We start from the raw sequence: 18,289 nt of genomic DNA, 5'->3' as shown, positions 1-18,289 counted from the left end.
GTCAATGGCCCGAATGCGCCCTGACCCGCCTGGCGATCTCCGCCGGTCCGAACAGCTCCCTGAACGGGGTGCCGCTGCATTTCCGGCACAGCGTGGCGCAGGCCAGGCGCAACCCCAGCGGAGGGCCGCTCGCGCAGTCCTCGACGATGGGAAGCAGGCGTCCGGTCCGGGTGCCGCACTTCTCGCAAGCGTCACCGGTCAGGCAGGGGCTGCTGATCGGAGCCGCCTTGGCCTGCCGTTCGAGCAGAGCGCGCTCAGGGGAATGACGGCGCTCCAATTCCTTGTTCAGCGCGTCGAGCGCCGGATGCACCGCCCGCAGATACTGGGCGCGTGACGGCTCGAACATCCTTCGCCACCAAGGCTTGAGCAGTCCGAGCACCACGCGGCGCCCTTCCTCGAAAACCCGCATCAGCTGGGGATCGTGCCCGTTCCTGAGCAGATCCACCGCGCGCAGCAGCCCTTTGTACAGCTCTTCGACCGCGGCGGCGTCGCGGGGAGCTCGCGGATCCGGGAGCACCTTCGCGAAGTTCACCGTGTCCGGCGGACCGGGGGACGGCCGAGGCTCGGCCGGGAATCGCGGCGGGGTCGTCATGTGCGCGACTTCGCCCGCCGACAGCAGCCCGCCCTCGGCTATCGGCGTTCGCGCGGCCCGTCGCGAATCTTGCGGAGGAGGACGGTGTCGTGTCTTCTTGGGTGTCCGTTTCTTCGACCGCGGCATGTGCCGTTGTTAGCACTCCGGCGGCGGGACTGGTCCCGGACCGCTTCGCCCTCGGTGGTCAGTCCCCGTCCACTCCGAGGGCGTCGGCGAGGCCGCGCAGGCAGTCTTCGAAGACGGGTTCCAGGTCGGTGTAGGCGAAGTCGAGCTGGTGCAGGACTTCCATGCACAGCAGGCCGTACAGCCGGGTCCAGCAGGTCAGGAACACGTGCGAGGCCTCGGGCGGGAGGCGTCCGTCGATGGTGGCGGAGTAGGCGACCAGCTGCTTGCGCAGCGCCGGGGGCAGGTCGGCCAGGCCGGGTACCGGGAAAGGGTCGGTCCGCCAGAGTTCGGCGGTCAGTTCGAGCAGGACGTTCTCGAACCGTTGGCCCGCCTCGTGCCGGGGCGAGTCCTGTTGCCGGTTGGGCGGGGCGATCGGGCTGGCGAAGATCCAGCCGAACTCGGCAGGGTGGGTGATCGCCCAGGTTCGCAGGGCCCGGCATACCTCGAGGATGCGATGGCCGGCCGGGGCGGCGGCGTGGGTGTCGCGGGCTTGCTCCAGAACAGTGGTCAGCTCGCGGAAGAAGCCGGCGGTCACGGCGCCGATCAGTTCGTCATGGCCCGCGTAGTAGTGGTACAGCGCGGGGCCGCTCATGCCCACCTTCCGCGCGACCGCGTTGATGGTCACCGCCGCCGATCCTTGCTCGACCAGCAGCGTGCGCACGGCCGCGTGGATCTCCCGCAGCGAGTCCTGACGCCGCTTTTCCCGCCTGCCGCCCGGGCCGTCGGCCATGGTCACCTCGTCTCGTCGTGCCGTTGACATCCTAGAGCACCTATGTTTACTTAATGACTCTAAGCTAGCCTAGAGTCATTAAGGAGAAAGCGGATGAAGGTGACCATCGTGGGAGGCGGGATCGGCGGGCTGGCCGCCGCCGTCGCGTTCCACCAGCGCGGCTGGGAGGTCGAGGTGCTCGAACGCGCGCCCGAGTTCACCGAGATCGGCGCGGGGGTGTCGATCCAGCCCAACGCCTTGCGCGCGCTGGACGCGATCGGCCTGGGCGACCGTCTTCGCGACGGTGGGCTGGCCGACCCGGTCGCGGGTGTCCGCCTCGCGAACGGGCGGTGGCTGGTCCGCAACGACGTCGACGATCTGAGGCGGCGGTTCGGCCAGTGGGTGACCGTGCATCGCGCCGACCTGATCGACCTGCTCGTCGAGGCGCTGCCCGCGCGGGCGCTTCGGCCCGGCGTCGAGGTGCGTGAGGTGCGGCCCGACGGCACTGTCGTGCACGGCGGTGGCGAGACCGTCGCGGACCTCGTCGTGGGCGCCGACGGCGTGCACAGTGTGACCCGGCGGTCCCTCTGGCCCGAGAGTCCCGGGCCGCGCTACGTCGGGTACACCACTTGGCGCTTCATCGTTCCGCCGCACCCAGTCGGCGAAAGCGTCGAAACCTGGGGCCGCGGCGAACGGTTCGGGCAACTGCCGATGCCGGACGGCCGCGTCTATTGCTATGTGATGGCGAACGCTCCCGCTCGTTCGCGTACCGGCCTGGACCGGTTGCGCGCACAGTTCGCGCGGTGGCACGACCCGATTCCCGCGTTGTTGTCGGCGGCGCGGGAGGAGACGGTGTCGCAGCACGACGTCCACCAGTTGCCGGAGCTGCCCACCTACGTGTCCGGCACGGTCGCCCTGCTCGGCGACGCCGCGCACGCCATGACCCCCAACCTGGGGCAGGGTGCGTGCCAGGCACTCGAGGACGCCGTCACGCTCGCCGCCGTCGTCGACAAGCTGGGAGTGCCCGCGGGACTTGAAGAATACGACCGTTCCCGCAGGCCTCGAACCCAGCTGATCGCCCGGCGCTCCCGTCAGGTCGGGGCTCCCGCGCACTGGACTTCCCCGCCGCTGATCGCCTTGCGCGACGCGATGCTTCCCCGCTTGCCCAAGTCCTTCTTCGAGCGATCGATCACTCCCGCCTACACCTGGAGTCTTTGATGGCTCCGCGACGAACGGCGATCGTCGTCGACATTGCGTCAGCCGCGGGATTCCGGGACCCGAGCGTGAGCCGGTGAAAAAGTGGTCGTGACGAATTTCCCGGCATCGAAAATGCCGGTTAGCCGAAATGGCGCTACCGCTTACTCCATGTACTTCGGAGTGGCGCGCTGCTCGTATTTGCGGCGGACGCTGGTTCCCTTGCTGAGGTCGGCGCCGTAGACGTGCAAGGTGATGGCGACGGTGTCGCCGGTGTTGTGCACCTGGTGGATGTCGTCGGGCGGCGCGACGCCGCTGACCGAGCCCGCCGGGCGTTGCCGCTGGGCTGTCCGGACCAGCCGGTCGCCGTCGATGTCGAAGATGGTCTCCGTCTCGGTTCCTTGGAGGACAAGGAATGTGCACCACACCAGGTGGTCGTGGATCTCGGTGAGCTGGCCGGGCCGCCAGACCAGTGCGGTGATCGAGAAGGTGGACTCGGCGTGCAGGGTGTTGCGGGTGTAGCCGCCGGCGGCCCCTTCCCGTTCCGCCGGGGTGAGGAGGTACGGCGTCGGGCGGAGCTCGGTGAGGACGGCCGCCACGGCCTGTGCGGTGGCGTGGGGTTCGGATGTTCGCCCGGTGCACTCGCGAAGGCGTTTTATGAGCTCCGCGAGACCGGGTCTGACATAGGTGGACGGGGTAGTGGACGCGGCGGTCATTCTCACTCTCCTTCTGGTCGCTTATCATCGTGGTCCGCACTCCGCCCGGCGTCTAATGACGACGTTCTTTCCTATATATAGGTACTCTTCATGTATGCTGAATCTGGTCCAACTGATGGTGCTGGACGCTGTCGCGCGGCATGGTTCGATGACCGCCGCGGCGAAGGAACTGCATTACACCCAGCCGGCGGTGAGCCACCATCTCGCGAGGTTGGAAGCCGAGACCGGAGCGAAGCTGATCCAGCGGATCGGCCGCGGAATTCGGCTCACCCCCGAAGGAAACCTGCTGGCCGCCCGCGCGGCCGAGATCGTCGGCCGGGTCGAAGGCGCCGAGGCGGAGCTGGCCGCGCAGGTGGGACTGAGGGCCGGGCGGGTCCGGATGGCGGGGTTCCAGTCGGTGCTGAGCACCATCGTTCCCGAGGCGGCCGCTTCGCTGGCCCGCGCCCATCCCGGGATCGAGCTGGGACTGGTCGACGAACATCCGGTCGAGGCGCTTCGCATGTTGCGGGAAGGGCAGATCGACGTCGCCTTGATCTTCCGGTACGCCGACACCCCGCGGGAGGACCAGGGACTCCGGCTGGTCCATCTTCTCGAAGACCCGATCTATTTGATCACCAGCGAGCCGGGGCAGACCATCGCCGACCACCGTGACTCGATCTGGATCGGCGGCTGCACCCGATGTCAGGACGAGCTCGTCACGATCTGCGGCCGGGCCGGGTTCACCCCGCGCATTTCCCTGGTCAGCGACGACATCGTCGTCATGCAGTCACTGGTCGCCGCGCGCATGGGCGTCACCACGCTGCCCCGCCTGGCGCTTCGCGCTCATCGGCTGCCGGGCATCCACATCACCGAACTGGCGGAAGATCCTCGCCAGATCTACGCCGTCACCTACGGCGATCCGCCGGACCCGCCCGCCGCGACCGCGCTCATCCGCGCGCTTCAGGCCAGCGTCCAGGTCGGCTGAGGGCTCGTTCGACGGAAGCGCCGACTGCCAGCAGTTTCCGGTCCTCGCCGATGGCGCCGTCGAGCGCCAGCCCGGCGGGGAGGCCGCTGGGGCCGCGGCCCATCGGGACGGTCAGGCCGGGGACGCCCGCGATGCTGCCGGGCTGGCAGTTGCGGATGAAGGTCGGGAAGGTGGGGACCACGCGCCCGCGGTGCACGAAGTTCGCGACGGACGAGAAGTCCCGGGCGATCGCCGGTGTGGTGGGAAATATCAGCGCGTCGATGCCGCTCTCGCCGAAGATCGTCGCGTAGGTGCGACGCAGGGCCGCGCGGGCGATGAGGGCCGCTTCGTAGACGGCCGGATCGACACCTGGTAGGACCGACTCGGCGAAGATCGCCTGGACATCGGCCGCGGCGACAGCCTTGACGAGTTGCTCGAACGAAACTCCGGGTACGTACTCGCTCAGGTAGGACCGGAGTCCGACGCCTGCTTCGTGGATCACCAGCGGCATTCCCTGATCGGCGCTGAGTTCGGCGAGCGTGGTGTCGTCGATCGGCACCAGGGTGAACCCGGCCGCGCTCAGCCGGGTCACCGCGGACGCCCACAGTTCTTCGACTTCGTCGTCCAAGTCGCCGGTCAGGAAACCGTGTGGCACGCCCAGCCGAAGCGACGGCGGCGGGATTTCGTTCAGGCTCTCCGGTTCCTCCGCCGCGAGGACCGCGTCGAGGAGGGCGAGATCGCCGACCGTGCGGGCGATCGGCCCGGCCGTGTCGCGGGTGCTGCTCAGCGGTGTCATGCCGTCGGACGGGTAGCGGTCCGTGGTGGGCCGGAACCCGCAAACCCCGTTGAGCGCGGCGGGAACGCGGACCGAGCCTCCGGTGTCGGTGCCCAGACCGGCCGGGACGACGCCCGCCGCGACGGCGACCGCGGTCCCGCCGCTGCTGCCCCCGGCGAACCGGAACGGGTCACAGGCGTTGCGGACCGGTCCCAGCGGAGTCGTGTCGCAGGTGATGCCGAACGCGAGTTCGTGCATGGTCGCCTTGCCGATGACGACGGCGCCCGCGTCGACGAGCCGCCGGACCACGGTCGCGTGCTCGCGCGGGACGTGGTCCGCGAGCGCCGGGGTGCCCGCGGTGTTCGGCATGCCCGCGACGTGGATGTTGTCCTTGATCACCAACGGAAGTCCCGCCAGCGGGCCGGTCCGCGTCAGGCCGTCGCCGTCGGAGCGCGCGAGATGGCCGATCGCGTGGAGATCCTGGACTTCTTCCGCCCGCGCGCGGCTTTCCGCGGCATTCCAAGATCCACTCATGACGGCTCCTGCGGTCGTTCGGCGAGGTGAGCCAGCTTAGGGGGCTGAAGGACGCTTTCCCCTCATGTCATGCGACGAAAGCGTCCTTCACCGCGTGAGACGCGGGGAAAGGCCCCTTCAGCTCACGACCTGGAGGGTGACAAGGCTCACAGTTAATGATAAAGACTATCATTTTCATTAAGCTGCGGCCGTGCTTTTCCATCGTCGGCCTTCGCGCCTGCTCGTCACATCACTCGTCACCTTCTCCGCCGCCGCACTCGTCGGCTGCGGTGCACCGGGAGCGTCCGGGGGTGCGCCCGACCGGTTCGTCGTGATCGACGCCGAGGAACTCGGCAGGTTCAATCCCCTGACCGGACACGGCGGCAACGGCGAATCGAAGATCTACGAGAGCCTGTACCGCGTCGCGGAAGGTCAGGACGACCGCATCCCGGACGCGGTCCCGGTTCTCGCGGAGGGAGCGCCCGAGCCCGTCGACGGCGACCTCGGCCATTGGCGGGTGAAGACCCGCAAGGGCGTCACGTTCTCCGACGGGACGCCGTTCGGGCCCGAGGACGTCGTCGCGACGTACAACGCCGTCGTCGATCCGAAGTTCGCGTCGCCGATCGCGGCGAACTTCGATTTCCTTCGTACCGCACAGGTCTCGGGGCCGGACACCGTCGATTTCCTGCTGAACGGCGCTTACGGCGACGTGCCGCACCGGTTGTTCCTCGCGATCGCGCCGTCGGAGTCGCTGGCGGCGCCCGGGCCCGCGGACAAGCTGCCGCTCGGCGACCACCCGGTCGGGACGGGGCCGTACGCGCTGACGGAGCTGCGGCCGGATCAGGTCGTTCTCACCGCGCGCGACGGGTACTGGGGCACCAAACCGCAGGTGAAGACCTTCGTGGTGCGGCGAACCGACGACGAGAAGGCTCGCGCGGCACAACTCGCGGGCAGCGCGGACGGCACCCGGCTGTCCCCGGCGCTCGCGCGCGCCGTCGCGAAGGACGGCTACCGCACGGTGGTCAGCAAGGCCAACGATTGGCTCGGCGTCACGCTTCCCAGCGGCAACCCGGTGGCCGGTGACGCGGCCGTCCGGCTCGCGCTGAACCTCGGGGTCGACCGCGGCGCGATGGTCCGCGACATCCTGCAGGGTGAGGGAACCCCCGTTTCGACCCTGGTCACCCCGCTGTTCGGTGACGCCTACGATCCCGCGCAGGACTTCACCTTCGACGCGGACCGCGCGCGGAAGGTTCTCGACGACGCGGGGTGGCGTGTCGGCGCCGACGGCGTCCGCGAACGTGACGGCCGCCGCGCGCAGTTCGACGTGGCCTACTACCCGACGGAGACCCTGCGCCGCGATCTCACGATGGCCACCGTCTCCGACGCCAAGAAGATCGGCATCGAGATGAAGCCGGTCGCGGTGGAGAAGTCGACCATGACCCCGCAGTACCTGGCGAGCACCGCGTTCCTGCTCGGCGGGGGCGGGCAACCGTACACAGTGGACACTCAGCTGTACCCGAAGTTCCACTCCCGGTACGCGGCCAAGGGCGTGGGATCGAAGTGGGACAACGCCTCGGACTACGTGAACCCGGAAGTCGACAAAGCGCTGGAGGCGGCGCGCGTCGAACGTGATCCGGCCAAGCGCGCCAAGCTGTACCGGGACTTCCAGGCCGCCTACCACGCCGCGCCGGGCATGCTCGCGCTCGTCGCGGAGAACCACGTGTATGTGCTGCGTGACAACGGCTGGCGGCCCGGGGCCACCGCGCTGGAACCGCACAGCCACGGCGTGGCCTGGGGACCGTGGTACTCCCTGGCGCGCTGGACGCGGAAGTGACGCGGTCGCGCCGCGCCCGGATCGGTCGTCTCGCCGTACGCCGCCTGCTGTTCGGCGTCCCGTTGGTCCTCGTCGTCTCGCTGGCGGCCTTCGCGCTGGCCGCGGCCAGTCCGTTCGACCCGCTCGAAGCCTATCTCGGCGGGTCGGGCGACGGCTACACGGAGGCCGAACGCGAGGTGCTCCGCCACACCCTCGGGCTCGACCAGAGCTGGATCTCGGCTTGGTGGCACTGGATCTCCGGCGCGGTGACCGGCGATTTCGGGTACTCGCGGGCGTATCACGAACCCGTCGCGCAGGTGCTCGCCGAACGGCTGGGGTGGACGGCGTTGCTGGGCTTCGCCGGTTCGGTGGTGGCGGTGGTGCTGGCGTGCGCGCTCGGGATCACGGCCGGGCTGCGGGCCGGCGGTTTCGCCGACAAGGTGATCAGCGCGATCGCCGTGGTGCTGCAGGCCGTACCGCCGTTCATCGTCGCACTCGGCGCGGTCCTGCTGTTCGCCGTCACGCTCCGCCTGTTCCCGACGTCGGGACTCACGGATCCGGGGGAGCCGATCACGGCGGCTTCGGCCGCGCGCCATCTCGTCCTGCCCGCGCTGGTCCTCGGGGTTTCGCAGGTGCCGTGGCTGGCGCTGGGCCTGCGGGAAGCCATCACCGGGGCGATGGGCAGCGACGCCGTCCGGGGCGCGTACGCCCGCGGCCTCCCGCCACGCGTCGTCCACAGTGGACACGTACTGCCGATGGCTTCGGCGCCCTTCTTCGCCCTCATCGGCGGAAGGCTGCCGGAGCTGCTCGTCGGCGCGACCGTGGTGGAGACCGTGTTCGCGTGGCCGGGTCTCGGCGACGCGACCGTGGATTCCGCGCGGGCGCTGGACTTCCCGCTGCTGGCGATCGTCACCGTGCTCACGGTGGGGCTGGTCGTGGCGGGCAACCTCGCCGCGGACGCCGCCGCGATCGCCGTCGACCCGAGGATCGAGGCCGATGGCTGACAAACGTGCCGCCTGGATCGCGGGCGCGGCCGTGACGGTCTTGGCCGCCTACGCGATCATCACCCCGATCGTGCACCCGATCGACGAAGCCGTCACGGACTTCGCCGCCGGGGACCGGGGACCCGGAACCCCGAACTGGTTCGGTACCGACGCCTCGGGACGCGATCTGTTCACCCTGGTCGCGATGGGTATGCGGGTGTCGCTGGGGATCTCGCTGGCCACCGCCGTCCTGTCCACGATCGTCGGGCTTTTCGTCGGTATCGCGGCCGGGGCGTTCGGTGGCTGGTGGGACCGCATCGGGATGCGCGTCGCCGACGCGATGACGGCCATCCCCAGTCTCCTGCTGTCCCTGCTCATCGTCACGTTGTTCCGGGGTTCGCTCGTCGCCATCGTCGTTTCGCTCGTGCTCACGCACTGGACGGCGACCGCCCGTGTCGTGCGCGCCGAGCTGCTTTCCTTGCGTGACGCCGAGTACGTCCAGGTGGCGCGGCTCAGGGGACTGCCGGGGGCAAGGATCGCGCGGATCCACTTCCTGCCCGTCGCGGCGGGTCAGGCCGGGGTGGCCGCGGTACTCCTGGTCGCCCACGCCGTATGGCACGAGTCGACACTGTCCTTCCTCGGTGTCGGGTTGCCGCCGCACCAGGCCTCGCTGGGCACGCTGCTCGCCGAGTCCGGGGAAGCGCTGCTGCTCGGGCACTGGTGGCGGCTGGTGTTCCCGGCGGGCGCGATCGTCGCGGTCACCCTGGCGCTTTCGGCGCTGGGCCGGTCGTTGACCCGTCGTCCGGAGGTGATGGCGTGACGCTGTCGCTCGAAGGCGTCAACGTGCGGTTCCCCGCCGGTCACGCGCTCACGGACGTCGATCTCGTCGCCCTGCCCGGCAGGCCGCATTTCGTGATCGGCGGCTCGGGTTCGGGGAAGTCGACCCTGTGCGCGGCCGTGACCGGGCTTCTCCCCGCTTCCGCGAAGCTGACCGGGAAGGTGTCGGTCGACGGCCATCCGGAACCGCGCAGGGGAAGCGTCATCGGTGTGGTGCCGCAGTCCGCGATGACCTGCTTCACGCCCGTCCGGCGGCTCGGCGGGCAGCTCGCGGAAACGGTTCGCCACCTTCGCGGCGAACGCGGGCCGGAGGAACTGCTCGCGCTCGTGGGCCTCGAAGCCGGCGCGCTGAGGAAGTACCCGCACGAGCTTTCGGGCGGGATGGTGCAGCGGGCGGCGATCGCGGCCGCGCTGGCGGGCGATCCGCCGGTGGTGGTCGCGGACGAACCGACGTCCGCGCTCGACCGGGACCGCTCGCGGGACATCGTCGCGTTGCTCACCGGGCTGGGCCGGGACCGGGTCGTCCTGGTGACCACCCACGACCTCGGTGTGCTGCCGGACGACGCGGACCTGACCGTGATGCTCGCTTCGCGTGTCGTCGAGACCGGGCGCGCGGCCGACGTCCTCACGACGCCGAAGCACGACTACACCCGCGACCTGCTCGCCGCGCTTCCCGAGAACGGGCTGAATCCGTTGCCCGCCGACCGTCACTACGGGAGTTGATCATGCTTTCGGCTCGTTCCGTCGCGGTCGGCCACGGCCGCACGCCGCTGCTCTCCGGCGTCGACCTGGACGTCGGCCAGGGGGAGATCGTCGGTCTCGTCGGGCCGTCCGGCAGCGGCAAGACGTCGCTGGCCCGCGTCCTCGCCGGACTCGACAAACCGCTGGAAGGCGAGGTGCGCATCGGCGGCCGGGTGGCGATGCTCTTCCAGTCCCCGCGCCGGTCCGTCGATCCCCGCCTGACCCTGCGACGGTCGATCGAGATCTGCGCGACGGAGTCCGGCGTCGACTGGGAACGCTTGTGCGCCAAGGCTGATCTTCCGTCCGGACTGCTGGACCGGTACCCGCGCCAGGTGTCAGACGGGCAGTTGCAGCGGGCCGCGATCGCCCGCGCGCTCGTCGGCGAACCGCGGTACCTCCTGTGCGACGAGATGACCGCCGCGCTCGATCCGGCGACGACCGCCGCCGTCGTCACGACCGTGCGCCGTGCCGCGGACGAAGACGGCCTCGGCGTGCTCTTCATCAGCCATGACCTGCCCTTGGTCGGTGCGTGCTCCGATCGCGCTCTCGAGATCCGGGACGCGCGTGTCGCACCGTCCACCATCCTGTCCACCAGAAAGGTCGACCGTTCATGAACTCCGGCCCCTCGCTGCACATCCTCACCCGGACGGATCTGCACAACCTCGAACTCGCGCCGCACGAGGCGATCACGATGGTCGAAGACGGCTACCTCGCCTACGCGTCCGGAGCGTCGCGCAACCCGGCGAAGCTGATGGTGCCGATGCCGGATCCCGCGCGGGACGCCGTCGCGTACTCGATGCTCGGCTACGACGGTTCCCTCGAACAGGCCGCGTTCAAGACGAGCTACCGGCAGGGAAGCACGTCGGCCGAGAAGTACTACACGACGATCACCCTCTACGACGACACCACCGGCCTCCCGTTCGCGCTCATGGACTGCCATCGGGTCGGCGCCACCCGCACGCCCGCCAGCACCGCGCTGATCGCGCGGACCTGTGCCCGGCCGGGGGCGCGCACCGCGCTCATGGTCGGCACCGGCGCGCAGGGGATCCGGACCCTGCCGTACCTGCTCACCGCGTTGCCGGAGCTCGAACGGCTGCGGCTGTTCGGCACGCATCCCGACGGACTGCGCGACAGCGTCGCCGCGGTGAAGGACCGGTTCCCGGACCGCGAGGTCGAACTCGTCGACGACGTGGAAGCCGCGGCGCGCGAGTCCGACATCGTGGTCGCCGCTTCGGGCCGGGCCGCGCACCCGAAGATCCGTCTCGGCTGGCTGCCGCCGGGCGGGCTGCTGATCTCCGTCGCCAGCAAGGGAGTCCAGGAGGGCACGCTCGCCGAGGCCGACTACACCGTGGCCACCAACGGCGCGCAGGTCGAGGTGACCGGTCAGCGGATGGCGGGCCCGGACGGCGTGTTCCGCATCGACGCAGAGCTGCCGGACATCCTCGCGGGCCGCGCGCAGGGCCGCCGCGGTGACGACGACCGCGTGTTCGCCTTCAGCAGCGGCATGATCATCACCGACATCCCGGTGGCGCACGCGCTGGCCGCCCGCGCCATCGCCGCGGGCCGCGGCCGCGAGGTGGCGCTGTGGACCTGATCGACACCCTGTCCCCGCCCTTGCCCGCGCTCGAACGCCCGTGGGCCCCACGGTTACGCGATTCCGAGACCCTGTGGGAGATCGCCCGCGCGATCGGCGGCGGTCCGTTCCACGTGGTCCATCCGGAATCCTTCGCCGAAAACCTCGACGGGATGATCGCGGCGCTCGCCGCCGAGCGCGTGCCGGGCACCGTCTACTACGGGAAGAAGGCGAACAAGGCGGCGACGTGGCTGCGGGAATGTGCCCGGCCCGGTGCCGGGGTCGACGTCGCGAGCGTGCCCGAACTGGTGCACGCGCTCGGAAACGGCCTGCGCGGGGAAGCGATCGGGGTGACCGGCGCGGCCAAACCGGACGGCCTCCTCTGGCTCGCGTTGCGGCATCACTGCCTCATCGCGGTGGACGCGGCCGACGAACTGGAACGCGTCGCGCGCCTGGCCGCCGAGCTCGGTGAGACGGCGGAGGTGCTGCTGCGGGTGCGGCCGCCGTCCGCGCCGGAGAGCCGGTTCGGGTTCGCCCCCGAAGCGCTGACGATGGCCGTGCGCCAGTGTGCGGATTCCGTCGTCGTACGCGGTTTCTCGTTCCATCTGGACGGCTACGATCCCGTGCCGCGGGCGGAACTCGCCGCGTACCTGATCGATCTTTGCCGCGACGCCCGCGCGCTCGGGCATCCCGCGTCGAAGATCAGCATCGGCGGCGGGATCGCCGTGTCCTATGTGGACTCCGGCGATTGGGAGCGGTTCGAGTCCGGCAGGAACGACGGCTGGTTCCACGGTGGCCGCAATCCGGCCCGGACCTACCCGTATCACCAGACGCCGACGGGCGCGGCGATGGTCACCGCCATCCTCCGGCACGACATCGCCGGGAAACCGCTCGCGGATCGCCTGCGCGCGGCCGGGATCGAGCTGCTGCTCGAACCGGGCCGGGCCCTCGTCGACGGTGCCGGGTTCTCGGTGTTCCCGGTGCTGGGCTGCAAACCGGCCGAAGACCACCTGATCACCACGGTCGCGGGGCTGTCCATGAGCCTGTCCGAACAGTGGAAGGGCAGCGAGTTCCTGCCGGATCCGCTCCTGGTGCGCCAGGACGGGCCGGGCGGCGAGCCGGTGCGCACGATCGTCGCCGGGTCGAGCTGCATGGAGTACGACGTGCTGACCTGGCGCGCGGTGGAACTGCCCGCGCGGCCGAAGAGCGGCGACCTGCTCGTGTACCCCAACACGGCCGGCTACCAGATGGACAAGAACGAGAGCGGTTTCCACCAGCTCCCCCTGCCGCCGAAGGTGGTGCTCGACGGCGACCGCTGGCACGTCGACACCGACTACCCGATCCAGGAGATCCGATGACGATCGTCCAGCGCGCGTCCGACCTGATCGGTGGCACGCCGCTGCTGGAGCTCGCGCGCACCGGTACCGGCACGCGGCTCCTGCTCAAACTCGACCACCTCAACCCGACGGGCTCGTGCAAGGTGCGCATGGCACGGCAGATGATCGACGAGGCGGAGATCGACGGCCGTCTGCTGCCGGGCGGGCACATCGTCGAACCCACGTCCGGCAACACCGGGAACGGGCTCGCGCTGGTCGCGCTGGAGCGCGGCTACCGGTTCACCGCCATCGTCGATCACCACGCCGCCCGCGAAAAGCTCCGGATGCTGCGGGCGCTCGGCGCGGAACTGGTGTTCGTCGACTGCCCGCCGGACGGCGGGGTCAGCTCGGTCCAGCGGCGGCAGGTCGCGGCGCGGATCGCCGCCGAAACCGGCGCCTATCACCCGGACCAGCACAACCATCCCGGCAACGGCAACGGTTACGCCGGACTGGCGCGGGAACTGGTGCAGCAGCTCGGCGACGTCGACGTGCTCGTCGCGGCGATCGGCACCGGCGGATCCCTGTGCGGGACCGCCCGGGCCCTGCGCGCGGCGGGAGCGGGCACCCACGCGGTGGCCGTCGAACCCGTCGGCTCGATCATCTTCGGTGGCGCGCCGGGGATCTACCACCAGACCGGGGCGGGCAGCCCGGCCGGATTCCCGGTGGGGGACAACGTGGACCGGTCCGTGATCGGCGAAGCCCACCGCGTGTCCGACAGCGACGCCTTCGCCGGTGCCCGCGTCATCGCCCGGCGCACCGGTGTCCTGGTCGGCGGGACGACCGGCGGCGCGATCCACGTCGCGCTGCGGCGGCTCTACTCGTATCCGGCCGGAAGCGTCGTCGTGGTGCTCTGCAACGACGCCGGGGAGAAGTACCTCGACTCGGTCTACGACGACGAGTGGTTGCGCGCCAGGGGAGTGCTCGACGAACTGGCCCATCGCCGGATGGACCGCTGGTTCACCACCTACGCCGAGTCCGTGCGGGTGGCCACGCGCGACCGGCGGGCTCGTTCGGCACCGGTGGCGGTGGGCGCGTGACCACGGCGGTGGCGGCGCGCGGCTACCGGGCGCTCGTCGCGCTGGCCGCGCCGATCGCGGGGATCCAGCTGGCACAGGTCGCGCTCACCAGCGTCGACCTGGCCATGCTCGGCCTGCTCGGGGTGACCGCGGTGGCGGCGGGCGGCCTGGCGATCCTGCTCTACAACCAGATCCGCACCATGTGCGTCGGCATGGTCACCGGCGTCGGGAACCTGGTGGCCACGGCCGCCGGGGCCGGTGAACTCCGCACCGGCACGGACGAACCCGACGAGCGCGCGCGGGACGAGATCCGGTCGCTCCTGCGGTCGGCGCTGCTCGTCGCGACCCTGACCGCGGCGGTCGGCGCGGCCGTCCTTTGTGGACTGGCGGCCGCCCTGCCCCTGCTGGGGCAGAAGCCGGAGATCGTCTCGCTCGCCAGGGCGATGATGTTCGCGCTGGCGGGCGGGCTGTTCCCGATGGTGTGGCTGAACGTGTTGCGCCAGTTCGCCGTCGGGCTGCGCCGTCCCGGTTCGCTCCTCGCGGTGACGTGCGTGTCGATCGCGGTCAACGCCGCCCTGAACGCCGCCTTCATCTACGGCTGGGCGGGGCTGCCCGAACTGGGCGTCACCGGGATCGGGCTGGCGACGACGCTGGTCCAGTTCTTCACGCTCGCCGTGTTCGCCTCGGCCGTGCGCAAGGACCCGCGGCTGCGCCCCATGGTCTCGCTCGCGCTCTGGCGCGCGGACCCGGCGGTGGTCCGGCGGATCGTGCGGCACGGGACCCCGATCTGTTTCACCTACGGATCGGAGGCCGCGATCACCTCGATCGCGACGGTGCTGATGGGGGCTTTCGGCCCGGCGATGCTCGCCGCGTCGAACGTCGCGAACCAGCTCGCCTACATCGTCTACCAGGCCAACATCGGGCTGTCGCAGGGGTCGTCCATTTTGGTCAGCCGCGCGGTCGCCCACGGCGAACCGCGGCGGGCTCCGGTGATCGCGCGTCAGGCACTCACCCTTTCGTGGAGCTTCATGGCGGTGGTGAGCCTGGGATACCTGGTCGTGCCCGAGTTCCTGCTGTGGCCGTTCCTGCACGGAGAGGCGGACGCGGTGGTGCTCGGCACCGCGTCGACCCTGCTGGTGTTCGCCATCGCGCAGCAGTACAGCAAGGGGACCCAGAACATCCTCGTCGGCCTGCTGCGCGGGCTCGGTGACACCGTTTCCGGGCTTCGCTGCACTCTTGTGGGGTACTGGGTGGTCGGCGTGCCCGCGATGTTCCTGTGCGCCTACGGGTTCGCTTGGGGCGGCTGGGGCGTGTGGGCCGGTCTGTGTCTCGGTTTCGCGGCGACCGCGATCCTGCTCGGACGGCGCTTCGCCGGCTACGGGGCCGGTTCCGCGCGGTAGCGGTCGATCCGGTCGAGCAGGTCGCGGGAGCCGGAATCGGTCGCGTGGCTCCGCAGCAGGTCCGCCAGCGGGGCGAGGCGGTCCTTGGTCCGGGCGGAACCGAGGCCGCGCGCGAGGTCCACCGCCTCTGTCCCGGTGCGGACCGCTTCGTCGAAATCGCCCTGGAGCGCGTGGTTCTGCGCGAGCATGATCAAGGTGAGCGCCAGGCTGCGGGACATGTCCGCGCCGTAGCCCGCGGTGGCGTCGCGAAGCCGGTCGATCGCCTCGTCGCTGTGCCGAGGGGTGACGACGTGGGCCAGTTCGGTCAGGACGGTACCGCGCATCGCGGCCATGTCCGTCGTGCCGAAGAAGGCTTCCCAGGGGCGTGCGGTGGCCCAGTCGTCCGCTCCCTCGAACTGGCTCTCCGCGTGTCCCAAACTCGTGAGGGCGGCACGCTCGTCACCCGCTTTGGCCAGTGCCCAGGCCTCGTTGACGGTGAGGATCGCCTGTGCCCGCCGGGATCCGGACCGGTGGGCGGCGGCCTGACCCCGCCGCAGGTGACCGAGCCCGCCCTCGACGTCGTCATGGTGGAGGGCCAGCCTGCCGAGGCGATAGCAGATGTTCGCCACGAGATTGTCGTTCCGCGCCTCGGCGGCGAGGTCGAGCGCGCGGTCGAACCGGATCCGCGCCGGTATCCGGTGGCCGATGTCGAATTCCGTCCAGCCCAGCAGATTGTGCAGATCGGCGAGCACGGTCAGCAACCGCGACCGGAGCGCGGCCGGGACGGCGCCCCAATGGAGCAGGAGGCTGACCGTCTTCACCACGTGCACCGCGTCCCGGCAAAAGGCGCCGCCCTGCCGGTAGTCCAGCGCGCGCAGGACGTCGACCGCGGTTTCCAGGCGCTCCACGTCGGTGATCCCGATGCGGTCCGGCCGCTTGCCTTTTCCGGTCCCTGTCATGAACTCACCTCACGCAAGTCATGGCTCGTGTTACCGGCTACCCGGAGTAGATCCTTTTGAAACGGCGGTCGTGAGTGGCGATTCGGGTTATAGCCAAGGGCGCCCTAGGTACCTACAGGATTTTGCGTGCGAGTGTTCGCAAGTTCGCGACACCCGGACTGGCTGGCGCGGCCCTCACAACGGCCCGCCACGCCACTGCCGCTCTGGCTCTCCTCTGCGGTACATGAAGGCCCCCTTCCTTGCGCCTAGGTACAGGAAGGGGGCCTTCATGTACTCGGGAAAGGGGACCTGCACTCACGACCAACCGGACCGATGGTCTCCGCCGGGCACGCGGTGAACGGGTCCGTCCGCGTCCTCAGGGGATGTCGAGTTCCGTGTGCCGGGTGGCCAGGGTGGCGGCGAGCTCGGCGAGTTTGACGTTGAGGTCCTGGGAGGTGCGGCGAAGCAGGTCGAAGGCCTCGTCGGCGGTCAGCCCGCGTCTTTGCATGAGGATCCCCTTCGCCTGCCCGATGACGTCGCGGGACTCGACGGCCCGCCGGAGGTGCCTCGCCTCCAGGTCCGCCCGGCTCACGGCGCTGGTGGCGGCGAGGGCGAGTGAGCCGTGGGTGGCCAGCAGCAGGGCCATGTCCTGGGCAGCGGCGTCGAAGGCGGCGGGGCGGCGGCCGTAGATGTTCAGCGCCCCGGGCAGCTTCGGCGGCTTCGCGTCGGGCACCAGCACGGTCGACAGGATCGAAGTGAAGCCGTGCCGGACGGTGGCCAGGGAGAAGTCCGGCCACCTCGTCTCGTTCGCCAGGTCGTCACTGCGAATGTGGCCAGGGCTCCCGTCGGCGGCGGCATCGACGCAAGGGCCGGTTCCGGCGCGGTACTGCACCTCGTCGAGCTCCAAGGCCACCTCGCCGGTCGAAACAGGGGTGTGGAAGGTCCCGTCCGGGGCACGGAGAGTGATCGACACCAGATCCGCGCCCGGTACCACCCGGTACGCGGCGTCGATGACCTGCTGGAGGACCTGTGCGGGGGTCGAAGCGACCAGCAGCAGACGGGTCAGTTCGACGAACTGCTCCGACAGAGGACCCTCCGGCGCGTTCGCGCCGGAGCCGAATTCCGCCTTGTCACGCTGCCACAGTCGTTCGTCCGCCATCGAAGCCCGTCCACTAGGTTTCCTTGTCCCTCACCGGATACCCCGTGCCTGCCGCCTCCAATCGAGGTGCGTGTCTCAGGGATCGACGCGCCGGCGAAGCAGGCAGAACACGTTGCCTTCGGGGTCGGCGAGCACGTGCCACGACTCCTCCCCGGTCTGGCCGACGTCGGCGGGCCGCGCACCGGCGGCGAGCAAACGCTCCAGTTCGGCGTCCTGATCGCGGTCGGTGGGGTTCACGTCGAGATGCAAGGGGAGCTTGCCCGGTTTCGGGTCGTCGCTGCGGCTCAGGATCAAGGTGGGTTGCGGGCCGCCGAATCCGGTTCCGGGCGGGCCGATCTCGACGTCCTCACCCTCGACGCCGAGCTCCACGTACCCGAGGACTTCGCACCAGAACGCCGCCATTCGGACGGGATCGGCACAGTCGAGGACGAGTTCGGTGATGCGGCAGGCCATGGCGCCGAGGGTAGCGAGCGGCCTTGAGGGTTGCAGGCCGATCTGGGGCCTTCTACCGTCGTTGAATGGCGTTCAACACTGATACCGGGCAGTCCGCTCCTCTCACCGTGGTCGGGGCGGCGCGCTCGGGCGACGCCATCACGATCGAAGTGACCGGCGATATCGACATCTCGACCAGTCCGCGGCTCCTGACCGAGGTCCTCGCGCTGCTGAAGGGCGCTCCCCGCGCGGCGGTGATCGACCTGACCGGTGTCGGCTTCTGCGATTCTTCGGGCCTGTCCGTGCTGGTGCAGCTGAATCGCCAGTGCGCGGAATCGGAGACCGACCTGGGGCTGGTGCCCTCCAAGGTGGTGCGCCGGGCCATCGAACTCACCGGCCTGTTGCCGACGTTGAAGATCGTCGAGTAGGGCGGGT

General features: G+C 70.2%; 19 protein-coding genes. 12 read left to right on the top strand and 7 right to left on the bottom strand.

The annotated features are described in order from the left end of the window. Window position 1: 1 nt before the first annotated feature. Window positions 2–592: a hypothetical protein gene (locus tag ACLJPX_RS27390; protein ID WP_410602947.1), complete on the bottom strand. Its 591-nt coding sequence runs from the start codon at window positions 590–592 to the stop codon at window positions 2–4. Window positions 593–776: 184 nt separating this feature from the next. Next, window positions 777–1,517 carry a TetR/AcrR family transcriptional regulator gene (locus tag ACLJPX_RS27385; protein WP_410602945.1) on the bottom strand — a complete coding sequence of 247 codons (741 nt, stop codon included), beginning with the start codon at window positions 1,515–1,517 and terminating at the stop codon, window positions 777–779. 63 nt (window positions 1,518–1,580) lie between these two features. Between ACLJPX_RS27385 and ACLJPX_RS27380 the strand changes: the two genes are divergently transcribed. Further along, window positions 1,581–2,684 (top strand): FAD-dependent monooxygenase, encoded by a 1,104-nt coding sequence (locus ACLJPX_RS27380; protein WP_410602943.1) that lies wholly within the window; start codon window positions 1,581–1,583, stop codon window positions 2,682–2,684. Between the two features lie 140 nt (window positions 2,685–2,824). Here ACLJPX_RS27380 and ACLJPX_RS27375 read toward each other — a convergent pair whose 3' ends face one another. After that, window positions 2,825–3,376: a cysteine dioxygenase gene (locus ACLJPX_RS27375; RefSeq protein WP_410602941.1), complete on the bottom strand. Its 552-nt coding sequence runs from the start codon at window positions 3,374–3,376 to the stop codon at window positions 2,825–2,827. Between the two features lie 94 nt (window positions 3,377–3,470). On the opposite strand from ACLJPX_RS27375, the gene ACLJPX_RS27370 reads away from it, so the two are divergent. Next, on the top strand, window positions 3,471–4,340 hold the full coding sequence (locus tag ACLJPX_RS27370) for a LysR family transcriptional regulator (RefSeq protein ID WP_410602939.1): 870 nt from the start codon (window positions 3,471–3,473) through the stop codon (window positions 4,338–4,340). Here the strand turns inward: ACLJPX_RS27370 and ACLJPX_RS27365 are convergent. Next, window positions 4,303–5,628, bottom strand: a complete 1,326-nt coding sequence (locus tag ACLJPX_RS27365; protein ID WP_410602937.1) for an amidase family protein — start codon at window positions 5,626–5,628, stop codon at window positions 4,303–4,305. The two genes, ACLJPX_RS27370 and ACLJPX_RS27365, sit on opposite strands and share 38 nt — an antisense overlap. A 190-nt stretch (window positions 5,629–5,818) precedes the next feature. Between ACLJPX_RS27365 and ACLJPX_RS27360 the strand changes: the two genes are divergently transcribed. Genes ACLJPX_RS27360 through ACLJPX_RS27320 form a run of 9 tightly spaced genes read left to right on the top strand, consistent with a single transcriptional unit; the run spans window position 5,819 to window position 15,346 of the window. Beyond that, complete coding sequence (locus ACLJPX_RS27360) at window positions 5,819–7,441, top strand: ABC transporter substrate-binding protein (protein WP_410602935.1); 1,623 nt, start codon at window positions 5,819–5,821, stop codon at window positions 7,439–7,441. Next, complete coding sequence (locus ACLJPX_RS27355; protein ID WP_233223000.1) at window positions 7,408–8,424, top strand: ABC transporter permease; 1,017 nt, start codon at window positions 7,408–7,410, stop codon at window positions 8,422–8,424. Before ACLJPX_RS27360 ends, ACLJPX_RS27355 begins: the two co-directional genes overlap by 34 nt. Beyond that, window positions 8,417–9,223 carry an ABC transporter permease gene (locus ACLJPX_RS27350; RefSeq protein WP_410602932.1) on the top strand — a complete coding sequence of 269 codons (807 nt, stop codon included), beginning with the start codon at window positions 8,417–8,419 and terminating at the stop codon, window positions 9,221–9,223. The genes ACLJPX_RS27355 and ACLJPX_RS27350 overlap by 8 nt, the downstream gene beginning before the upstream one ends. Then, window positions 9,220–9,963 (top strand): ATP-binding cassette domain-containing protein, encoded by a 744-nt coding sequence (locus tag ACLJPX_RS27345; RefSeq protein ID WP_410602930.1) that lies wholly within the window; start codon window positions 9,220–9,222, stop codon window positions 9,961–9,963. Before ACLJPX_RS27350 ends, ACLJPX_RS27345 begins: the two co-directional genes overlap by 4 nt. Before the next feature lie 2 nt (window positions 9,964–9,965). Beyond that, on the top strand, window positions 9,966–10,595 hold the full coding sequence (locus ACLJPX_RS27340; protein WP_410602928.1) for an ABC transporter ATP-binding protein: 630 nt from the start codon (window positions 9,966–9,968) through the stop codon (window positions 10,593–10,595). Further along, the gene (locus tag ACLJPX_RS27335; protein ID WP_410602926.1) at window positions 10,592–11,575 is read left to right on the top strand and encodes an ornithine cyclodeaminase; all 984 of its coding nucleotides are present in this window, start codon (window positions 10,592–10,594) and stop codon (window positions 11,573–11,575) included. Before ACLJPX_RS27340 ends, ACLJPX_RS27335 begins: the two co-directional genes overlap by 4 nt. Next, window positions 11,566–12,912 carry a Y4yA family PLP-dependent enzyme gene (locus tag ACLJPX_RS27330; RefSeq protein WP_410602924.1) on the top strand — a complete coding sequence of 449 codons (1,347 nt, stop codon included), beginning with the start codon at window positions 11,566–11,568 and terminating at the stop codon, window positions 12,910–12,912. The genes ACLJPX_RS27335 and ACLJPX_RS27330 overlap by 10 nt, the downstream gene beginning before the upstream one ends. Then, entirely contained in the window at window positions 12,909–13,967 is a 1,059-nt protein-coding gene (locus tag ACLJPX_RS27325) for a PLP-dependent cysteine synthase family protein (protein ID WP_101609883.1), read from the top strand. The genes ACLJPX_RS27330 and ACLJPX_RS27325 overlap by 4 nt, the downstream gene beginning before the upstream one ends. Continuing rightward, window positions 13,964–15,346: an MATE family efflux transporter gene (locus ACLJPX_RS27320; protein ID WP_410602922.1), complete on the top strand. Its 1,383-nt coding sequence runs from the start codon at window positions 13,964–13,966 to the stop codon at window positions 15,344–15,346. Before ACLJPX_RS27325 ends, ACLJPX_RS27320 begins: the two co-directional genes overlap by 4 nt. Here the strand turns inward: ACLJPX_RS27320 and ACLJPX_RS27315 are convergent. From ACLJPX_RS27315 to ACLJPX_RS27305, 3 genes are all read right to left on the bottom strand, one after another. Continuing rightward, complete coding sequence (locus ACLJPX_RS27315; RefSeq protein ID WP_410602920.1) at window positions 15,322–16,284, bottom strand: hypothetical protein; 963 nt, start codon at window positions 16,282–16,284, stop codon at window positions 15,322–15,324. The genes ACLJPX_RS27320 and ACLJPX_RS27315 overlap by 25 nt on opposite strands. 355 nt (window positions 16,285–16,639) lie before the next feature. Then, window positions 16,640–17,422 carry a GAF and ANTAR domain-containing protein gene (locus ACLJPX_RS27310; protein WP_410602918.1) on the bottom strand — a complete coding sequence of 261 codons (783 nt, stop codon included), beginning with the start codon at window positions 17,420–17,422 and terminating at the stop codon, window positions 16,640–16,642. Window positions 17,423–17,497: 75 nt separating this feature from the next. Next, window positions 17,498–17,875: a VOC family protein gene (locus ACLJPX_RS27305; RefSeq protein ID WP_410602916.1), complete on the bottom strand. Its 378-nt coding sequence runs from the start codon at window positions 17,873–17,875 to the stop codon at window positions 17,498–17,500. 65 nt (window positions 17,876–17,940) lie between these two features. Here ACLJPX_RS27305 and ACLJPX_RS27300 point away from each other — a divergent pair, with 65 nt between their 5' ends. Next, window positions 17,941–18,282: an STAS domain-containing protein gene (locus ACLJPX_RS27300; protein WP_410602914.1), complete on the top strand. Its 342-nt coding sequence runs from the start codon at window positions 17,941–17,943 to the stop codon at window positions 18,280–18,282. The last annotated feature ends 7 nt before the right edge of the window (window positions 18,283–18,289 follow it).

The sequence above is a fragment of the Amycolatopsis sp. lyj-90 genome (assembly GCF_046549035.1).
In the GTDB taxonomy this organism is placed as follows: domain Bacteria; phylum Actinomycetota; class Actinomycetes; order Mycobacteriales; family Pseudonocardiaceae; genus Amycolatopsis.
The sequence above is the reverse complement of the archived record's forward strand: the minus strand, read 5'-3'. Positions and strand labels throughout refer to the sequence as shown.

Coding starts and splice junctions, on each gene's coding strand:
- ACLJPX_RS27390 (WP_410602947.1), bottom strand. CDS start 592: ATGACGACCCCGCCGCGATTCCCGGCCGAGCCTCGGCCGTCCCCCGGT.
- ACLJPX_RS27385 (WP_410602945.1), bottom strand. CDS start 1,517: ATGTCAACGGCACGACGAGACGAGGTGACCATGGCCGACGGCCCGGGC.
- ACLJPX_RS27380 (WP_410602943.1), top strand. CDS start 1,581: ATGAAGGTGACCATCGTGGGAGGCGGGATCGGCGGGCTGGCCGCCGCC.
- ACLJPX_RS27375 (WP_410602941.1), bottom strand. CDS start 3,376: ATGACCGCCGCGTCCACTACCCCGTCCACCTATGTCAGACCCGGTCTC.
- ACLJPX_RS27370 (WP_410602939.1), top strand. CDS start 3,471: ATGCTGAATCTGGTCCAACTGATGGTGCTGGACGCTGTCGCGCGGCAT.
- ACLJPX_RS27365 (WP_410602937.1), bottom strand. CDS start 5,628: ATGAGTGGATCTTGGAATGCCGCGGAAAGCCGCGCGCGGGCGGAAGAA.
- ACLJPX_RS27350 (WP_410602932.1), top strand. CDS start 8,417: ATGGCTGACAAACGTGCCGCCTGGATCGCGGGCGCGGCCGTGACGGTC.
- ACLJPX_RS27340 (WP_410602928.1), top strand. CDS start 9,966: ATGCTTTCGGCTCGTTCCGTCGCGGTCGGCCACGGCCGCACGCCGCTG.
- ACLJPX_RS27335 (WP_410602926.1), top strand. CDS start 10,592: ATGAACTCCGGCCCCTCGCTGCACATCCTCACCCGGACGGATCTGCAC.
- ACLJPX_RS27325 (WP_101609883.1), top strand. CDS start 12,909: ATGACGATCGTCCAGCGCGCGTCCGACCTGATCGGTGGCACGCCGCTG.
- ACLJPX_RS27315 (WP_410602920.1), bottom strand. CDS start 16,284: ATGACAGGGACCGGAAAAGGCAAGCGGCCGGACCGCATCGGGATCACC.
- ACLJPX_RS27310 (WP_410602918.1), bottom strand. CDS start 17,422: ATGGCGGACGAACGACTGTGGCAGCGTGACAAGGCGGAATTCGGCTCC.
- ACLJPX_RS27305 (WP_410602916.1), bottom strand. CDS start 17,875: ATGGCCTGCCGCATCACCGAACTCGTCCTCGACTGTGCCGATCCCGTC.
- ACLJPX_RS27300 (WP_410602914.1), top strand. CDS start 17,941: ATGGCGTTCAACACTGATACCGGGCAGTCCGCTCCTCTCACCGTGGTC.